This window comes from Flavobacterium sp. W21_SRS_FM6, from assembly GCF_052119645.1.
Lineage (GTDB): Bacteria > Pseudomonadota > Gammaproteobacteria > Enterobacterales > Alteromonadaceae > Paraglaciecola.
Map to the genome: position 1 here is coordinate 124,287 of NZ_JBGQOM010000008.1, position 16,497 is coordinate 140,783.

Here is a 16,497-nt window from a genome sequence, read left to right on the forward strand (position 1 = left end):
AGCACTTAAATTATTTCAGCTCACCTTGAGATTTTGCTATCATGCTGGCCATTCACGCCTCGTGCGTTGGTCAGTTAACGTTAATTAGGTAAGGCAATGAAAGTCGTTTCTTTTAATATCAACGGGATCCGCGCCCGCTTACACCAACTTCAAGCCCTTATCGATAAACATCAGCCAGATATCATCGGCTTGCAAGAAATAAAAGTTGATAATCTGCAGTTTCCCAGCGCAGAAATTGAAGCCATGGGCTACCACGTTTATTTTCATGGTCAAAAGGGGCATTACGGCGTAGCGATGCTGTGTAAACAGCCTGCTAGTAATGTGCAATATGGGTTTCCCACAGACAAAGAGGATGCGCAGCGGCGCATGATTATGCTGGACTACCCTTTGCCCCATGGTGAGACCGTGAGAGTATTAAACGGTTACTTCCCGCAAGGCGAAAATCAAGCCCATGAAACTAAATATCCGGCCAAACGTAAATACTATCAAGATTTGATGGCGTATTTGACAAGCAGCCATTCGCCTGATGATGCAGTGATAGTGATGGGCGATGTCAATGTTTCGCACACCGACGGCGATATTGGTATTGGTGAAGCGAGTCATAAGCGCTGGCTACAACAGGGTAAATGCAGCTTTTTACCTGAAGAGCGAGACTGGCTTAATTCACTGCTAAGCTGGGGGTTAAGAGATGGTTTTAGGCACCTAAACCCTGAGCAAACAGAAAAATTTAGCTGGTTTGATTATCGCTCCAACGGTTTTGCTGATAATCGAGGGTTACGCATTGATCTGATTTTAGCCACACAGCGTTTGCATAATACGTTGGTAAAAGCCGATATTGATTACGAACTCAGGGCAATTGAAAAGCCTTCTGATCACGCGCCCATTTGGGCTGTTTTTGAGACCGAAAAATAACGATGCCGTATTTCAGTGATATCCAGAGTATTGCCTTATTCTTAACGGTCATTGCGGCTTACTTTATTGTCAGGCGTTTGCCTTTTGAACGTTTGGTAAACGACAAACAATGCCAACACTTAGTGTTTGGTAGCGCTGTCTGCTTAACCCTTTTATGGAGTATTCAAACAGGTATACCTGGCCACCCACAAGTGCATTTTTTATGGCTGGCGGCCTTGCCCTTAGTATTAGGGTTTAGGTGGGCAATAGTGAGTAGTGCATTAGCCTTATTGAGTTTAACGCTCTTTGGTATCGAACCTATCAGCATGTTAGGGGTAAACTTTCTGACTGGCTGCCTGGCTCCGATTGCTCTCACCTATGGCATATACAGTTTGAGTTTTCACAAACTGCCAAAAAATATATTTGTGTATATCTTTCTGTGCGCATTTATACCAGGTGCCTTAACCATAGGTGTAAAAATGCTGTTGTTAAGCGGCTATTATTATCTTGACGGCGTCTACACGTGGCCAGTCATCGTAGACAATTATTTAATGATCACCACCTTGTTGCTGTTCCCTGAAGGCATGTTTAATGGCATGACCATTACCTTGTTAATTATTTATAAACCCCATTGGGTCTTTACCTTCTACGATAAACATTATTTAGACTCAAAAAACTAATTTTTTACCCCGCTACTTGTTTTACCTTCCGAGTAGGACTACTTTAAATAACTGACCAGTCAGTTATTTAAAGTAGTAGCTATGCAACGAGCCAGAACAGAGCAAGCCAAAGATAAACGTCGTAATACCTTATTGCATGCCGCCCTAAATGAATTTTTTGATAAGGGTTTTACTGCAGCGCGGATGGAGGATATTGCCAAACAAGCCCATGTCAGCAAAGGCACCCTTTATCTTTATTTTGCCAATAAACAAGATGTATTCAGAGCCTTGATCGAAGAAATTGCCGTACCGACCATCAACCTCACCAGTCAGGAGGTCTTAGCGACGAAAACCGGCGAACAAGCTCTGCAATTTTTACTGCAAAGTATCGCCCATATTGTTCGAAACACGCCCCTTCCTAAACTAGTAAAAGTCATTATTGCCGATGGCAAAGCCTTTCCTGAATTGGTGATTTACTACCGCGAACAAGTGCTAAACCGTATGTTTAGCTTACTTGAAACCATTATCACCAAAGCGGTTGAAGCGAAAGAATGGCAATGTAGTGATATTCCAATGACTGCGCGTTTGATCATTGCACCGGTCATTTTTTCAGTGGTGTGGCGCATGGTATTTGAAAGCAGCGATGAACAACAAAACATGCTCGACCTGGATGCCTTATTTGCCTTACACACCAAGCATCTACTCGTGATATTAAAGGTTAATTGGGAGACAAAAAATGATAAGTCATAATACCCGTATTTGGCGACATATCAGTTGTTCTGTCCTTGGTGTATTTATACTCATGTCTTGTGATACTGAGTCAGAGCAACCCTCGTTTACAGGTTACGTAGAAGCCGAATTAGTTTATCTGGCCGCACCGCAAGCCGGATGGTTGAGTAATATGCCATGGCAAGCGGGTGATACGCTTTCCAGCAATACTCTGGTATTTAGCTTGGATAATGAACAACAGTTAGCCGCGATAAAAGAAGCACAGGCTCGTTTAGCCCAAGCGAAAGCACAAGAGCGTAATGGCCTCACTGGCGCCAGAGAGCAAGAAATAGCTGAGCTAAACGCACAGCGCCAACAAGCGCAAGTGGCGGTGGATTTTGCCGCTTCTGAAAAAACACGCTGGAATAAGCTGGTTGAAGAAGGTTTAGCGCCTGCTTCCAAATCAAGCCAAGTGAATGCCGACTATGCAAGCAGTATTGCCAAACTCAAGATCATAACAGCCGGTATTGAAGTCGCGAGACTTGGCGTCAGGCAAGAACTAACTAATAGCGCAATTGCCGCAGAGCAAGCAGCGCAAGCCAACCTAGAACAAGCCCAGTGGCAGTTATCACAACGTCAAGTGATCTCGCAGATAAGCGGTAAAATTGAGGAGATTTTTTATCGCCAAGGCGAATTTATTACTGCAGGTAAACCCGTACTTGCTATATTGCCAAAGGATGCCCTCATTATTCGTTTTTTTGTACCTCAAGCTGCACTGAGTCAGTTTGATGTAGGTCAATCTGTCAACATCCATGCCGACGGCATTACTGCACCAATAGACGCACATATATTCCATATTGCCCGTTCAGCCGAGTTTACCCCGCCGGTTATTTACGATGAACAATCACGGCAAAAACTGATGTTTTTGCTCGAAGCCCGCCTCTCCGCTCAAGATGCTGGTGACCACTTATTGAGACCCGGTTTACCTGTTGAAGTGACCCCCTAATGGCATCAAGAGAATTAGCGGTAGATGTACAGGGTCTCGTCAAACGCTTTGGTGATAAAGTCGCGGTAAATGACGTCAGTATCCAATTACCTAAAGGTGAGGTGTGGGGCTTTTTAGGCCCTAATGGCTCAGGTAAAACCACCACCATACGCATGATTTGTGGTTTGCTCAGCTGTGATGAAGGCAGTGGTCAATGTTTAGGCTTTGATATCCTCAAACAAGCCACCCAAATACGGCGCTTAACGGGTTATATGACGCAAAAGTTTTCCTTTTGGAACGATCTCACTATTCGAGAAAATCTCGATTTTGTCGCTCGTTTATATCAGTTGCCCCAACGCAAAAGCCTAGTCAATGACACCTTAGAAAAATTGCAACTACAGCATCGACAAAAACAGTTAGCTGGCGAGCTGTCTGGCGGTTGGAAACAGCGCTTAGCCTTAGCTGCGGTCACAATGCATCACCCCCAATTATTACTACTAGACGAACCTACCGCAGGGGTAGATCCGCAAGCTAGAAGAGATTTTTGGGACGAAATCCACCATCTAACGGCCAGCGGCTTAACTGTTTTGGTGTCTACCCACTACATGGATGAAGCCGAGCGCTGCGACAAAATAGTCTATTTAGCCCATGGGCAACTTATTACGCAAGGCACCGTGCACGAAATTATCAAGGACGCTAAATTATTTACTTACAAGGCAATAGGAGAAGGAGTGAGATTAGCGGCTGAGAAATTACGGGCGCAACCAGGAGTGGCTCATGCTGCGTATTTTGGCGCCGCACTGCACGTCAGTGGTTACCATCAAGCAGCGTTATTACATACCATTCAAACCATTACCCCAACGATTCATTGGCAACAAGTTGATCCGAGCTTGGAAGACGTATTTATTGCCTTGATGGATAGCGCAGGCGAAGATAAACGGAGTTATCAATGAGCTCGTTTATTGCCTCTTGTTCTGCAAGCCTAAGTCGATTACTCGCAATTTCAAATAAAGAACTGATCCAAATGCGCCGTGACCGCATGACATTTGCCATGATGATTGGTGTACCACTGATGCAACTGATGCTCTTTGGTTATGCTATTAATACCGATCCTAAACAGCTTCCCACCGCCGTTGTCGCACACGAGCAAAGCCCGCTAGTTCGTACTATTTTACAAGGGCTACAAAATTCAGGCTATTACAAACTTGAGCATAATGTGGCTGATTATGCGCAAGCAGATGCCCTGCTTGCCAAAGGAGAGGTGTCGTTTGTTATTACCATTCCCAGTGGCTTTACTCGCAAATTGATAAAGGGCGAGAGGCCACAATTGCTAATTGAAGCGGATGCCTCTGATCCAGCCGCATCTTCAAATGCTATTAGTCGTGCGCAAACTATCATTGATTCAGCACTACGCCACGAGCTAAAAGGCAGTTTAAGTGAGCTCAATGCCGGGCTTTCACCTGTGGATTTGGTTATTCAACGGCGTTATAACCCACAAGGTCTCACGCAATACAACATTGTGCCAGGGCTACTTGGGGTGATTATTACGATGACTATGGTGATGATAACAGGCATGGCCATGACCCGCGAAGTAGAGCAAGGCACGATAGAAAATTTACTGGCTATGCCCGCTAAACCACTCGAGGTAATGATTGGCAAAATCATGCCTTATGTCGGTGTGGGGGCGGTGCAAACCCTTATAATTTTATTGGCCGCTCGTTATCTGTTTGATGTGCCTTTTACGGGATCATTATGGTTATTATTGGCCGCAGTGGCTTTATTCATTATTGCTAATTTGGCCCTAGGGTTTACCTTTTCAACCCTGGCTAAATCACAAATGCAAGCGATGCAATTAACCTTCTTTTTCTTTCTACCCTCTTTGTTACTGTCTGGCTTTATGTTTCCGTTTCGAGGCATGCCACAGTGGGCACAGTGGATTGGCGAAGTCCTCCCACTTACTCATTTTTTGCGGATTGTGCGCGGGGTAATGCTTAAAACGGCAGATTTCAACAGCATCAAATACGAGCTAGCCGCTATATTGGCCTTTACCTTAGTGGTGGGCGTAATTGCAATGGCCCGCTACAAACGAACTTTAGATTAAGGGGTAGAATGAGCCTTGAATTATTGGTTTTAGCTCTTTACTCAAGCAAGAGATCTCGTGGCTCAAATCTGAGGGCCTTCCCCTAGCCTCTTGAGATTGCCACAGTAGTAATAAACCTAATTAACCAAGGGGCTATTTACGTGAAGATATCAAGCCATAGATATATTTACGTTGGCTAAGCGATCTCATCGTCGCTTTACTACGTTTAAATTTTAATACTGTTACTATGGCTAGAAGCCCAAGCAACCCGAACTTATTTATGCATATAACTCAGCAAGACATTAAAAATTTCGAAAGCCAATTCCGAGCAAGGCTAATCAATAGTCTTTCAGGTTATAAGAGCGCAAATTTAATCGGAACCATAAGTGACCAAGGGCAAACTAATTTGTCGATTGTGAGTTCGGTATTTCATATCGGCGCAGATCCCGCATTAGTCGGTATGCTGATGCGTCCGCACTCTGTGCCAAGGCACACCCTTGAGAATATTCTGCAAACAAAGCACTACACTATCAATCAGGTATCTGCTGAGTTTTGGCAACAAGCCCATCAAACCTCTGCCCGTTATGAACAAACAGTATCTGAATTTAGTGCGGTAGGTTTACAAGAAGAATATCTCGCACCATGTATTGCCCCCTTTGTGCAACAAAGCAAACTAAAATATGCCCTTGAACTTCGTGAAGTTGTGACACTCGCTATCAACAATACCGAATTGGTGATTGGTGAAGTCAGCGATATTATTGTAGATGAACAGGCCTTACGCAAAGACGGCTTTATCGATTTATCATGCCTAAACACCCTTAGTATAACGAGCTTAGATAGCTACCACACCAACCAAAGGCTCGGTCGTTTAAGCTATGCTAAACCGGGCACTCAGCCTAAAAAATTAGATCTTGATGGAGAGGAAATTGAGGTTTGAAACGTGTCCTACTCGGCTTATTACTGATGTTAATCACTGAATCGGCGATGGCTAAAAGTCTGCTCCCCCAACTACGCTGGTATGTCATAAACGACTCGGTAATGGGCGGCCAATCCAATAGTAAACTTAGCCTAATCGAAGATGATATCTACTTTACTGGTCAATTGTCACTGGCCAATAATGGGGGATTTGCATCGATTCGCGCACAGTTATTGCTCGGCATGGGAGAGGCACAACGTATTGCAATTAAAGTTAAAGGAGAGCCTCGTACCTACCAGTTTCGTTTACGCACTAACGACAATATGGATGGTATTGCCTATAAAGTAGAGTTTGAAACCAAAGGCAGTAAAAAGTGGCAAACATTTAGTTTTAGCCCCTTAGATTTTACCGCAAGTTACCGAGGCAGAGCCGTTGCTAATGCCCCAAAACTGCAATTTGCTAATGTGAGTCAACTAGGCTTTTTAATCGCTGATAAAAACCTAGCGCCCTTTAGCTTACTTATTGATGATATAGCGATTAACTAACCCAAATAGTAGCCTGCCATATGGTAAGTTCTTGAATTAATCTGTCTCTTTTAGTTGTTCAAAAACCCAATCCAAAGCTTTCAGAGTGACCTCGAGATCTTCTGTTGGTAGTTGTAAAAAATGCGATTTAGAAGACGAACGAATAAAATGACTATTGGTTGATAATGAAGTAAATACCTGCTCTGAATCTCGATAAACATTATCCCACCTATTCTCGAACTCTTTGGGAATAAAAGGTGGAGCATATTCGGTTCCATATTGCATCGTTCTTTGTATGATAGCTAAAGGTTTATTTCCAAAGTCTTGAGAGTTATCTGCTTGATTAACCGACGCCAAAACGTTCAACATTTCAGCGTTTGTAGTGGGTTCTTCCAGTCGGTGAACAAATTGCTTTTTAAAAGAAAGGTAGTCTTCCGTATCCTCCGGTTGTAGTTTTGACATTTCTGCGTATGCCCACGCATCTGACCCATAGGGAGTTGCATCAACCAATAAAATACCTAACACGCGTTCTGGAAACATGTCATTAAACACTCTAGCGTGAATCCCACCCATTGAGTGCGCAACTAAAATGAAAGGCGCATTTAATTTTGCTGCTGATACGAGTTGATTTAATTGTACAGCAATCTCCTTACTCGTTTGTGGCATTGAAGTTTTACTACTTTTTCCGATGCCCGCCCTATCATAAAAACACACTTCGTTTTTTTTACTTACCGATTCTATAAAAGCATTCCACGATGTCTCCGACTCATCTGAAATTGCTACACCCAATCCAGTTTCTATCACTATCGTAGGACCACCTACTCCAACGCATTGATAATACGTAGATACATCGTTGAGATGAACCATTCCTTGTTTGAGATTTTCAGTTCCTTCAGTAAATAATGAAAATGTCGACGTTAATAAGAGACCTAACTGAATGATGTTTTTCACGCCCCAATCCTTGTATATTAAATGATACCAACGCTTTCATTAAATGCTTTAAATAGAGATTTATTGTTTACTAATAATCTGTGGACGTCGAGTAATTTTTAACGCTTACCATGCGCCATTTCCCAGTCGGATTATTCAATATTTAACGAAATAAATTAAACGTCAATAAGACAGCAACTATGTTTGGGTAACATACAGCTGATGATTGAAAGGGAACTTTATGCGCCGCTATATTTTTATTATAAGTTTTGTTGTTTTTGGCTGTACGAGAGAACCGTATCAATTTACTAACATTGATTCTTACTCTTTGGAGTACCAAATTTTAGGAAACAGTAAAACATGTTTTGCTTTATTCGAAGCGGGTATGAGTTTTGACCTTGATACATTCGATCCCATTTTTGAGCAACTATCTCATGGTTGCACAACCATTCGTTACTCAAGAGTAGGTCAAGGAAAATCCTCTTATCTTAGTACCGAACTTAGTGCAAAAAACTACGCTAAAATAGCCAAACAATTATTGGATCATTTACACATAGACCAACCTGTGATTTTTGTAGGTCATTCATATGGAGGCATGATAGCTAGATATTTCGCTGAATTGTATCCCGTTCAAACAAAGGCACTATTACTGATTGACCCTGGTACAAATTGGGAAAGTAAAATAATAGCAAAGATCGATCCTAGTGTAGTTGAGAAGGAAATCACACTACTAAAGAATTTTGGGTATAGCTTTGCAAAAAAACGTCCTAGGCCAGATGGTACTTTAAATGAATTGCGTGATTTCTGGCTTAAGTATCCCTTACCTGATTTTACCGATATTGGTGATGTTAAAGTTACAGTGTTGGCTAGTATTCAGGATATGGGAGATGATTTAGTAATAGGCAGCCTTCAGGCGATGCAAATTAGAGCCAACATGCTTGAGGCATGGGTTAATGAGTTCCCACGCGGAAGGTTTGTCTCTACCACAAAAAGCGGCCATTTTATCCACGTCGAAGAGCCTGAATTAGTCATTACTGAATTTCGAAAACTACTCACGCCTTAGTAACGCAGTAAAAACAAAAATTCAGATAATAATTTAATAATGAATTTAGATAGATTTTTAAGGCTATTTGCATTCTAAGGTTGGAAGTCACAATTTCTGCTAATTTGGAAAAACAGCTGTTTTGTGCATTTTGTGGTAGGTCGGCTATGAGCGAAAAGCGGACGTATTACACCGTCAATGTATCCCCTATAACCGCCTTAAATTTCTTGGCGTAATTTCTACTTAAGCGAACTTGCACGTCTCCAGAAAGGTTAACATCATAGTCACCGTTTAATCTGGATTTATAAGAAATTACTTTTTTCATATTTACAATGCATGAGCGGTGAATCTTTACAAAACGAGTATCCAGTTCTTCGGCCACTTTCTTCAAAGATGACGTGTGCAAATACCTGTCTCCTTCTGTCTGAACGACTACATACGGCGAATCTGCCTTAATGTAATAGATAGATTCAAAACTAACAAGAAAATGGAGCTTTCCATTATTAATCTGGAGACTTTTAGGCTGAGGTTTACTTGTCATTCTAATCTCTTTTGCATCCTCTCTATTCATTGTCGGTGTGTATAACTTCTTTACGTAAATAATTGAGAGGAAATAAATCAATAAGATCTTGGTGCTGTCGTTTGAGAATGTGAAAGTTAAAATTTTTGCAAGCCCATACCCTTGCTCTTTGAAAATCCAAGATAACACCCATACCATAAACGTCGTCATGCAAATGTGACTGATAATCAGCATCCCATATAGAAGTATTAGCTTCTGATAAGACATTTTTCTAATCTTATAAAAAGATTTATACGAACAAATGTAAGCTAGGGCAAACACCACCCAAACGCATTTAAAAAGCAGTGACTCATAAAATACAAAAGGTGTGTTATGCCTTACTGTGAATAAATAGTCCTGAATTATGGCCAGTATTATTCCAGATAAAATGACTGCATAGACAAGATAAACTGGCTCGCTTCGGAAAGTTGGTTGTAATTTTCTTTGTGCTGATCCAGTTATCACTATAAGCACCTAGTTAGATTTTCAGACCGGACTGTTAAGTTAGCGAAGTCATTGATACTATAACAATAAAAAGACCATTAGAAGTCAGGCTCAGGCTTTAACTTAATTGCAACATTTATAAGCTCTCCCCCCTCAGTTGGCACAACTTCACGTACAGCCCCAAACCTGCCTGCTTTTTGCGATATTGCCTTCTGTCGCTCTGTAAGCGATTCATCGTCAGAGAAATAAGCTTTCAATGCCCATTGACGGCCATATTCTTCGGATATTGTCGTGAAATGAACATGCCCTCCTTCGCGCCCCAAGTGATCAGGAGCAGCCTTGATTGTGTCAAATGTAAAACGTCCTTGCCGATCAGTAATTGCCCAACCTTGTATGCGCCACGTTGTTAGCTCTTTATCATTATGACCAAAATCAAATCCTTGATTGTCTCGATGGTAAGCATGAACGATGACACCTTCAGCTGGGTTTTCGTATGGATCAACCACAAGACCTTTAATCGCCAGCCTTGTACCAGCTTCATCGCTACTAACCATTTCTGCGAATGACTTTAACTCCGAAGGCCGATTCGCAACCGCCGCATTCCAAGAGGCTAACCACGATGAGTCTACGTTGGAGATGTTGGCGCTTACAGATGATGAAAATAGATAAAGTAAAGATGTTAGTAGTAAAGCTTGAGTAGCTAAAGTTGAAATCATAGTTAATTGCCTTTGCTGTTTGCCGTCAACTAAAAATTGCCCCTTAAGATCGTAATGCACAACGTTTATTTTCTGAAGCGATGGATTCTTATAGTAAGTGGAGGCGGCATATTCTTATAGATCTGAAAACAGATCATTAAATTAGAATTATTTTTTGGCTAATTTCAGATTAATAATGTGGTTTGGCCGTATGGGTCAGTCACTCCATAATGAATCCGATGTCCGCTTTTGGCACATGGCCGATATTCGGCACCGAGCGGTCAGCGGACATACGACTACAAATCGATAGCTACTCGCCATTTATATCTAGGCTCTTCATACTTATTAATTCACTACTATTTTCATTTAATTCAAATGCAGATTCACTAAAGTCAAACTCAGTTACCTGAGCATTAGCTCTTATTCCGTCTATATAATCTATGTTTACATAAGCCGAAAACACTTCTCTATGTTTCTTTACAATAAGATTATGGAGCACAAACATATAAACTTTGTCTTCTGGATCCCACGGTGAACGGTCATAATCAGCAATTGAATAATGGGCTATTAGAGTAACTTCGAAATCAATTTCATATTCAACATGTTCGTCTGATACTGAGATCATTTTCTTGTTGCTTATACAAACAGACTCGATATCTATTTGATATATTTCGTCATCTAATTCGTTAGCTTCATCTGAATAAAATTCAGATTCACTGATTATCTTTTTAGCACTATTAATCAAGCTAATTTCGAGTTGCTCAAAAATACTGTCCGCAAATTTTACAGGTTTTGTTAATTCTTCTTCTTTTCTTACAACCAAATCTAATAGGTCATCAACCTTATTTAAATGAATCATGTTGTCTAAAGTGCTGGCATATTTTTCCATATCTCCATCATTACTAATCACATATAAAGTATGCCCTCTGTCTTTACTCACCTTACATAAAGCTTCAAGAACAAATGCATCAGGGAACTCTGATTTTTTGTTGGCTCCACCAAATGGAGGCTCTGATTTAAAATATTTATCAAAAACAATGGAAACATCTACATTATTAATATCAACAATTTCTGCTGAACTTTTATCAAGAAACTCTTCAAAACTTTGCAAAACTATTTTATAAATTTCTTCGACGTTAACTTTATCGAAAATACCATGACAAGCTAGATTTGGAGTATTTCTTAGGAACATCGCCTCCTTTTGTACTTTTTTAATTGCTTTAGCTGATTCTTCTGATTTTGATAATAAGTGAGCCTTAATTTCGTTAATGGTGATTTGGGTGATGAGTAAATGAAGTCTCTCTGATTCTAAAAAGTCACAAAGCGTTCCTAACGCATGGTCACTAAATTGAAAATTTTTACTTTCATATGCTGACGTATCAAGAAATATCAATCTACTTTTTAGCTCAGTGCTCATAATTTTCCTAGTGATTAACAGTCATTTTGTAGAAGTCTCTGTTACACCCAAACATCATCAAATTTAATTATAGTAATCTGTCATACAAGCTAGGATTTAGAAAGGTTTTTGTATGCATTTTCTACCATGAAGTACGCGTATTATTGGGCTTTACTTCCTTACTAAGGACACGTTCATTTGCCTGTCGAGTGGCGGTTTTGTGGTTTGAATAATTGAATAAGGATGCAACAGCAAATGACCGCAATTGGCACATTCTCCCCGTACAAATTTGAATTGCGTACGTCCGCAATTGCCGTGCACTTGCCCTTCATAAACATGGGGCTTCGACGGCTATCTAGTCCTAATACACATAAAACTTCAAACAATACTTGGCTAATGGCATACTTAGATTCATAGTCAGAAAGCGCAGATTGATTAAATCCACGGTAACTACCCTCAAAAACTACCTCTTAGTTTGCTTATTTAGTAGCTTTCAAACTCAATGTTTTCTGTGCATTAACAAAAAAATCATAGTATTCATGACTTTCATCGACTACTGCTAACGCTTTATTAGCTTGAGTTAAAGCAGCTTGTAAATCGCCACTTACCTCATAACCATAAGCAAGACCGTACTGTGCGTCAGGAGAGTCAGGATGGAGTTTAATATTGTATTTGAACACACTTATAGCTGCGGCAGTTTTTTGCTGATTAACAAGGTTGTAGCCTATTTGACGCACACTTCCTTCGGGCGGTTTAGTCTCAATTCCGCGCTGCAAAGAAAGACGTTGGTAGTAGTGTTCAATTGACTCAGGGTTACCTGTGTACGCTGTCATTGGCATATTCATAGGTAAAAATAAATGATGAAATGCGTTAAACATACCAGCCGGCGCAGTCAACCCATGAGGTACGCTATTAAATGCATCTGTAACTAGGGTAAAGTTTTCGGGTGAGTTGTTTTGTAGAAAAGCATGCAAGTCGTCATACACCAAACGCATATCGCCACCTTCTTCACCAATATTCATGTACAAGTAGTTATCAAGTTTTTGGGTTTTGGTGATAAAAGCTTTGGTTTCTTTAACTGTGGTTCTGTCAGCCCACCATACCGCTGGGCTAAATGCCATATGGGCTTGGAACAAATGGGGTCTACTTTGCAGAGAGTGGATAACCAGTAATCCGCCAATTGACGAACCCATGACTATTTTAAAATCATGCGTGCGAAAGGTTTTATTCATGTGTGGAATAAGCTCAAATTCGATGAAGTCGAGATACTTATCGCCGCCGCCACCTTGGCCAACGGGTCCTCTAGGATCTTGGTTGACCGTTGGGGTTAAATCTCTGGTTCTGTCAGTATTTTCAATCATCGCAACTATTGCGTGTGGTGCAGCATCTTGTTCTTGTAGTCTTTCTAACATGCCAGTAAGCATAGGTAAGTCGCCATATGCACCGAGTAAATAGATAACCGGATACTTTTTGTTTGTATTAGTTAAATAGTCGTCCGGCAATATCACTAATATTCGGCGTTCTTCGTCAAGCTGTTTGGACTGTAAAACTTCATACTGTTCGACTGGCTCATTCGCCAATGCAAAATATGGAGCGAGCAAAGTAAAAAGTATTAAACTAGTTATTTGTAGATGACGCATATTCATTCCATTTTATATTATGAACAGTTGATTGATATCGGCTGGTAGTTTAAGGCAATAGCCAAGTGACGGTAAAGTATGCCAATTAGAAAGTCAAAATCATTAGACTTAGCCTCTATTAAGGATTTTCTTACTCACTTTGACAGTCCGGTTATTATTAGAAGGGATCGTCCATCGGGTAGCGCTTGAAAAGCCGCTTTTGGCACGAAGAAGTAATTGAATTGCCTAAATCCAACCACCTCCATTCGTTTTTGAATGTAGATAAAATAAGCTTTTTCCAACCTTAGAATGCAAATAGCCATTTTTAATTCAAATTACAATCATTTTCAAAGTCGCAAACAAAGATTGAATATCAAAATTCTACTCATTGTAAATAAGGATCCCTCACATCAATTCTGAACAATTGCTTAAGTGGCTGAATAATCAAGGTATAGCTATTAAATACGGAAATCTTTTTTCAACTACCTCCTTGTATCACGATTGCATCAGAATCAACATAGGATTAATGCCTCAAGATAGCGTTTATGCACAACTGAGCTTGCTGTGCCAAACTGCACACACTGCCACCTTAGCCTTATAGATGCAGCAATATAGCTTGTTGATCTTTTTTGCTCATGTTGTTTACCACCAACATAAATGAATTATCGATCATGCGTTCAATCTCGCCTTGCGGAATTGAACCATCGAGGATGAGGGTATTCCAGTGTAACTTATTCATGTGATAGCCAGGGCGCACTGCCGGAAAAATATCCCGTAACATCAACGCTTCTTGTGGCTCACATTTTAAGTTTAACCACCAACTCGGTGGTTTTTCAGGATGCTGTTTATCGATATTACCCAAGGATAACAAGGCAAACATTTTATGATTCACTTTAAATACACTAACACCTGCGCCAAAGGGAAAGTTTTCACTCGTCTTAGGTTTGTTGAGTAAATAGCTTTTTATCGATTCCATCATGTCCATCCATAAAAAAGGGCAGTCACCTGCCCTATTTTTTAACGATTATTTTGCAATAATAAACGATTACTGCTTTAACAAATGCATCACGTTAACTAAGTCTTTTTTACCGTTAAGTATTTCATCTGGTGTTAGACCGTCGATTTCATGAGGGAACACTAACCACTCATCAGACGTATGCACGTAGTAGTCAGGCACGATATCGGTTTTGTTATTTTGTGGTTTGTAATAGGGTGTCGCCACGCGCACATCGTGAGGCATGTTAGCGCGAGATAATTTTTTTATCTGCTTAATTAACGCATCAACACTGCGGCCAGAATCAAACACGTCATCAACAATTAATAAGGTATCGTCGGCATTGGCGTTTTCAATCAAATAATGCAGGCCATGCACTTTAATGGTTTTAGATTGCTGGTCGATGCCGTAATACGAAGAAGTACGAACTGCGATGTGATCAGTGACTACTTTTTTAAAATCAAAATATTCTTGTACCGCAATACCAATAGGTGCACCACCACGCCAAATGCCTATAATAAAGGTGGGTCTGAAGCCATCTTCATATACTTGGGCTGCAACACGAAAAGAGTCTTCAAGTAATTGTTGTGCGGTGATAAACGTTTTTTCCATGAAATCTAACCTTTAAATGTGCCTGCTGAGACGGATTGCTTCGCTCATTACCAAGCATAAAACAATAATTAATCGCGCATTATAACCCTAAGTAAGCGTACTTTGTGACGCAATTATGAAAAAAACACGCTAGGCTGCTGAATCAGCGTTTATTCGTATTTAAGGGCTAAGGCTGGCTCGACTCTTACTGCACGAAATGCCGGATAAAGACTGGCCACAAAGCACAAGCCCAAAGACGTAGCAACCAGCACTAACACTTGCTGCCATTCAAGTTGAATGGGTAGCCCTTGACCATCAGGGCCAAGATAAATCGGCAGGTTAAATAGCTCGATAATATTATTTAATTGAAATACCAGTAACAATCCCCCCGCCAAGCCCCATACGGTGCCTTTAATACCGTTGTAAACGCCATTAAACAGGAAGATTTGCATGACCTTACTGCGCGTCATTCCTTGCGTGAGCAATATGGCAATATCCCCCTGTTTTTCAGTGACGACCATGACCAGCGCCGATACAATATTAAAAGCCGCTACCGCGATAATAAGCAGTAACATCAGGGACATCATATTCTTTTCCATCTTGACCGCATCAAACAAAGCCCCTTGCTGCGTGCGCCAATCTGTGGTGCGCAGCCCCTTTGCATTTAATTGCTGCACGATGGGTAAATAAGTAAACGCGTCATGCAAAAATAAACGGGTTGCACTGACATCTTGCACATTACTACGAATTAATTTAGCGGCATCTTCGATATTGAGTAACACCACTTTGTCATCTAAAGCAGAAGCCATATCAAACACCCCTACCACCGTAAATAAACGCTGGTTATATGAGCGGCCGAAAGGACCAAAAAAACTATTTTTAGCGGCAAACAGACGAGTTTTTTCACCGATGGTTAAATTTAATTTACGGGCTAAAGCATGCCCAATAACTACACCATATTGACCTGCAACAAGGTTATTTAAACTGCCCACTAATAGGTTATTGGCGATGACTGAGTTTTGATTCATGACGGCCGGGTCAATGCCCTGCACCATAACACCTTGTAAGGCTGAGGGTGATTGCACTAAACCCTCATAATCTATTTGTTCGGCTTGAGCCCTTACTTCTGCAATTGCCGTATAATCTTGAGGGGTGTCTCGTTGAGTATCCTCATGTTGCACCAAGATATGCGGAGTGATCCCTAAGTTTCGTAGTTTCAATTCAGCTTCAAAACCGTTCATTACCGCTAATACGGTCAGTAAGGCCATCAACCCTAAAGCAATGCCTATCACTGAAAATAAATTAATAAAGGCAATAAAGTGACTACCTTTGGCGGCTTTTGCGTATCGTAAACCAATGAAGGCTGATAAAGGGTAATACATTTAGTGTGAAACTCGATTTAACAAAAAATAAAACATAATTAGTGGTTTACTGTTGGTATAGAGTAAATGTTAATGAATAATA

Annotated in this window: 17 protein-coding genes; 9 read left to right on the top strand and 8 right to left on the bottom strand. The window is 40.8% G+C overall.

The genetic code is table 11. The features are described 5' to 3' along the window. The first annotated feature begins 96 nt into the window (after positions 1 to 96). The 8 genes from xthA (at position 97) to ACEN2L_RS14445 (ending at position 6,784) form a co-directional block, all read left to right on the top strand. On the top strand, positions 97 to 912 hold the full coding sequence (gene xthA / locus ACEN2L_RS14410) for an exodeoxyribonuclease III (RefSeq protein ID WP_441744682.1): 816 nt from the start codon (positions 97 to 99) through the stop codon (positions 910 to 912). Positions 913 to 914: 2 nt separating this feature from the next. Further along, positions 915 to 1,571, top strand: a complete 657-nt coding sequence (locus ACEN2L_RS14415; protein WP_441744684.1) for an energy-coupling factor ABC transporter permease — start codon at positions 915 to 917, stop codon at positions 1,569 to 1,571. A gap of 81 nt (positions 1,572 to 1,652) precedes the next feature. Next, a complete protein-coding gene (locus ACEN2L_RS14420; RefSeq protein WP_441744686.1) occupies positions 1,653 to 2,300 on the top strand; it encodes a TetR/AcrR family transcriptional regulator in 648 nt (215 codons plus the stop codon). Continuing rightward, positions 2,287 to 3,264, top strand: coding sequence for an HlyD family secretion protein (locus ACEN2L_RS14425; RefSeq protein WP_441744688.1), 978 nt, complete (start codon positions 2,287 to 2,289; stop codon positions 3,262 to 3,264). Before ACEN2L_RS14420 ends, ACEN2L_RS14425 begins: the two co-directional genes overlap by 14 nt. Further along, positions 3,264 to 4,196 carry an ATP-binding cassette domain-containing protein gene (locus ACEN2L_RS14430; RefSeq protein WP_441744690.1) on the top strand — a complete coding sequence of 311 codons (933 nt, stop codon included), beginning with the start codon at positions 3,264 to 3,266 and terminating at the stop codon, positions 4,194 to 4,196. Before ACEN2L_RS14425 ends, ACEN2L_RS14430 begins: the two co-directional genes overlap by 1 nt. Beyond that, a complete protein-coding gene (locus ACEN2L_RS14435; RefSeq protein WP_441744692.1) occupies positions 4,193 to 5,344 on the top strand; it encodes an ABC transporter permease in 1,152 nt (383 codons plus the stop codon). The genes ACEN2L_RS14430 and ACEN2L_RS14435 overlap by 4 nt, the downstream gene beginning before the upstream one ends. Before the next feature lie 259 nt (positions 5,345 to 5,603). Then, the gene (locus ACEN2L_RS14440) at positions 5,604 to 6,260 is read left to right on the top strand and encodes a flavin reductase family protein (protein ID WP_441744694.1); all 657 of its coding nucleotides are present in this window, start codon (positions 5,604 to 5,606) and stop codon (positions 6,258 to 6,260) included. Then, on the top strand, positions 6,257 to 6,784 hold the full coding sequence (locus ACEN2L_RS14445; protein WP_441744696.1) for a CIA30 family protein: 528 nt from the start codon (positions 6,257 to 6,259) through the stop codon (positions 6,782 to 6,784). Before ACEN2L_RS14440 ends, ACEN2L_RS14445 begins: the two co-directional genes overlap by 4 nt. A 36-nt stretch (positions 6,785 to 6,820) precedes the next feature. On the opposite strand, the gene ACEN2L_RS14450 is transcribed toward ACEN2L_RS14445, so the two are convergent. Beyond that, positions 6,821 to 7,714, bottom strand: a complete 894-nt coding sequence (locus ACEN2L_RS14450; protein WP_441744697.1) for an alpha/beta fold hydrolase — start codon at positions 7,712 to 7,714, stop codon at positions 6,821 to 6,823. A 220-nt stretch (positions 7,715 to 7,934) separates the two neighbouring features. Here ACEN2L_RS14450 and ACEN2L_RS14455 point away from each other — a divergent pair, with 220 nt between their 5' ends. After that, positions 7,935 to 8,756, top strand: a complete 822-nt coding sequence (locus tag ACEN2L_RS14455; RefSeq protein WP_441744699.1) for an alpha/beta fold hydrolase — start codon at positions 7,935 to 7,937, stop codon at positions 8,754 to 8,756. 166 nt (positions 8,757 to 8,922) lie between these two features. Here ACEN2L_RS14455 and ACEN2L_RS14460 read toward each other — a convergent pair whose 3' ends face one another. The 7 genes from ACEN2L_RS14460 to ACEN2L_RS14490 form a co-directional block, all read right to left on the bottom strand. Then, positions 8,923 to 9,759: a LytTR family DNA-binding domain-containing protein gene (locus ACEN2L_RS14460; protein ID WP_441744701.1), complete on the bottom strand. Its 837-nt coding sequence runs from the start codon at positions 9,757 to 9,759 to the stop codon at positions 8,923 to 8,925. A gap of 77 nt (positions 9,760 to 9,836) precedes the next feature. After that, the gene (locus ACEN2L_RS14465) at positions 9,837 to 10,454 is read right to left on the bottom strand and encodes a dioxygenase family protein (RefSeq protein ID WP_441744702.1); all 618 of its coding nucleotides are present in this window, start codon (positions 10,452 to 10,454) and stop codon (positions 9,837 to 9,839) included. Between the two features lie 289 nt (positions 10,455 to 10,743). Beyond that, a complete protein-coding gene (locus ACEN2L_RS14470; RefSeq protein ID WP_441744704.1) occupies positions 10,744 to 11,850 on the bottom strand; it encodes a PIN domain-containing protein in 1,107 nt (368 codons plus the stop codon). A gap of 458 nt (positions 11,851 to 12,308) precedes the next feature. Then, positions 12,309 to 13,469 (bottom strand): alpha/beta hydrolase-fold protein, encoded by a 1,161-nt coding sequence (locus ACEN2L_RS14475; RefSeq protein WP_441744705.1) that lies wholly within the window; start codon positions 13,467 to 13,469, stop codon positions 12,309 to 12,311. A 574-nt stretch (positions 13,470 to 14,043) separates the two neighbouring features. Further along, positions 14,044 to 14,427 (bottom strand): MmcQ/YjbR family DNA-binding protein, encoded by a 384-nt coding sequence (locus ACEN2L_RS14480; protein WP_441744707.1) that lies wholly within the window; start codon positions 14,425 to 14,427, stop codon positions 14,044 to 14,046. Positions 14,428 to 14,493: 66 nt separating this feature from the next. After that, positions 14,494 to 15,054 (bottom strand): phosphoribosyltransferase, encoded by a 561-nt coding sequence (locus ACEN2L_RS14485; protein ID WP_306022000.1) that lies wholly within the window; start codon positions 15,052 to 15,054, stop codon positions 14,494 to 14,496. A gap of 149 nt (positions 15,055 to 15,203) precedes the next feature. Then, the gene (locus ACEN2L_RS14490; protein ID WP_441744709.1) at positions 15,204 to 16,415 is read right to left on the bottom strand and encodes a lipoprotein-releasing ABC transporter permease subunit; all 1,212 of its coding nucleotides are present in this window, start codon (positions 16,413 to 16,415) and stop codon (positions 15,204 to 15,206) included. Positions 16,416 to 16,497: the final 82 nt, after the last annotated feature.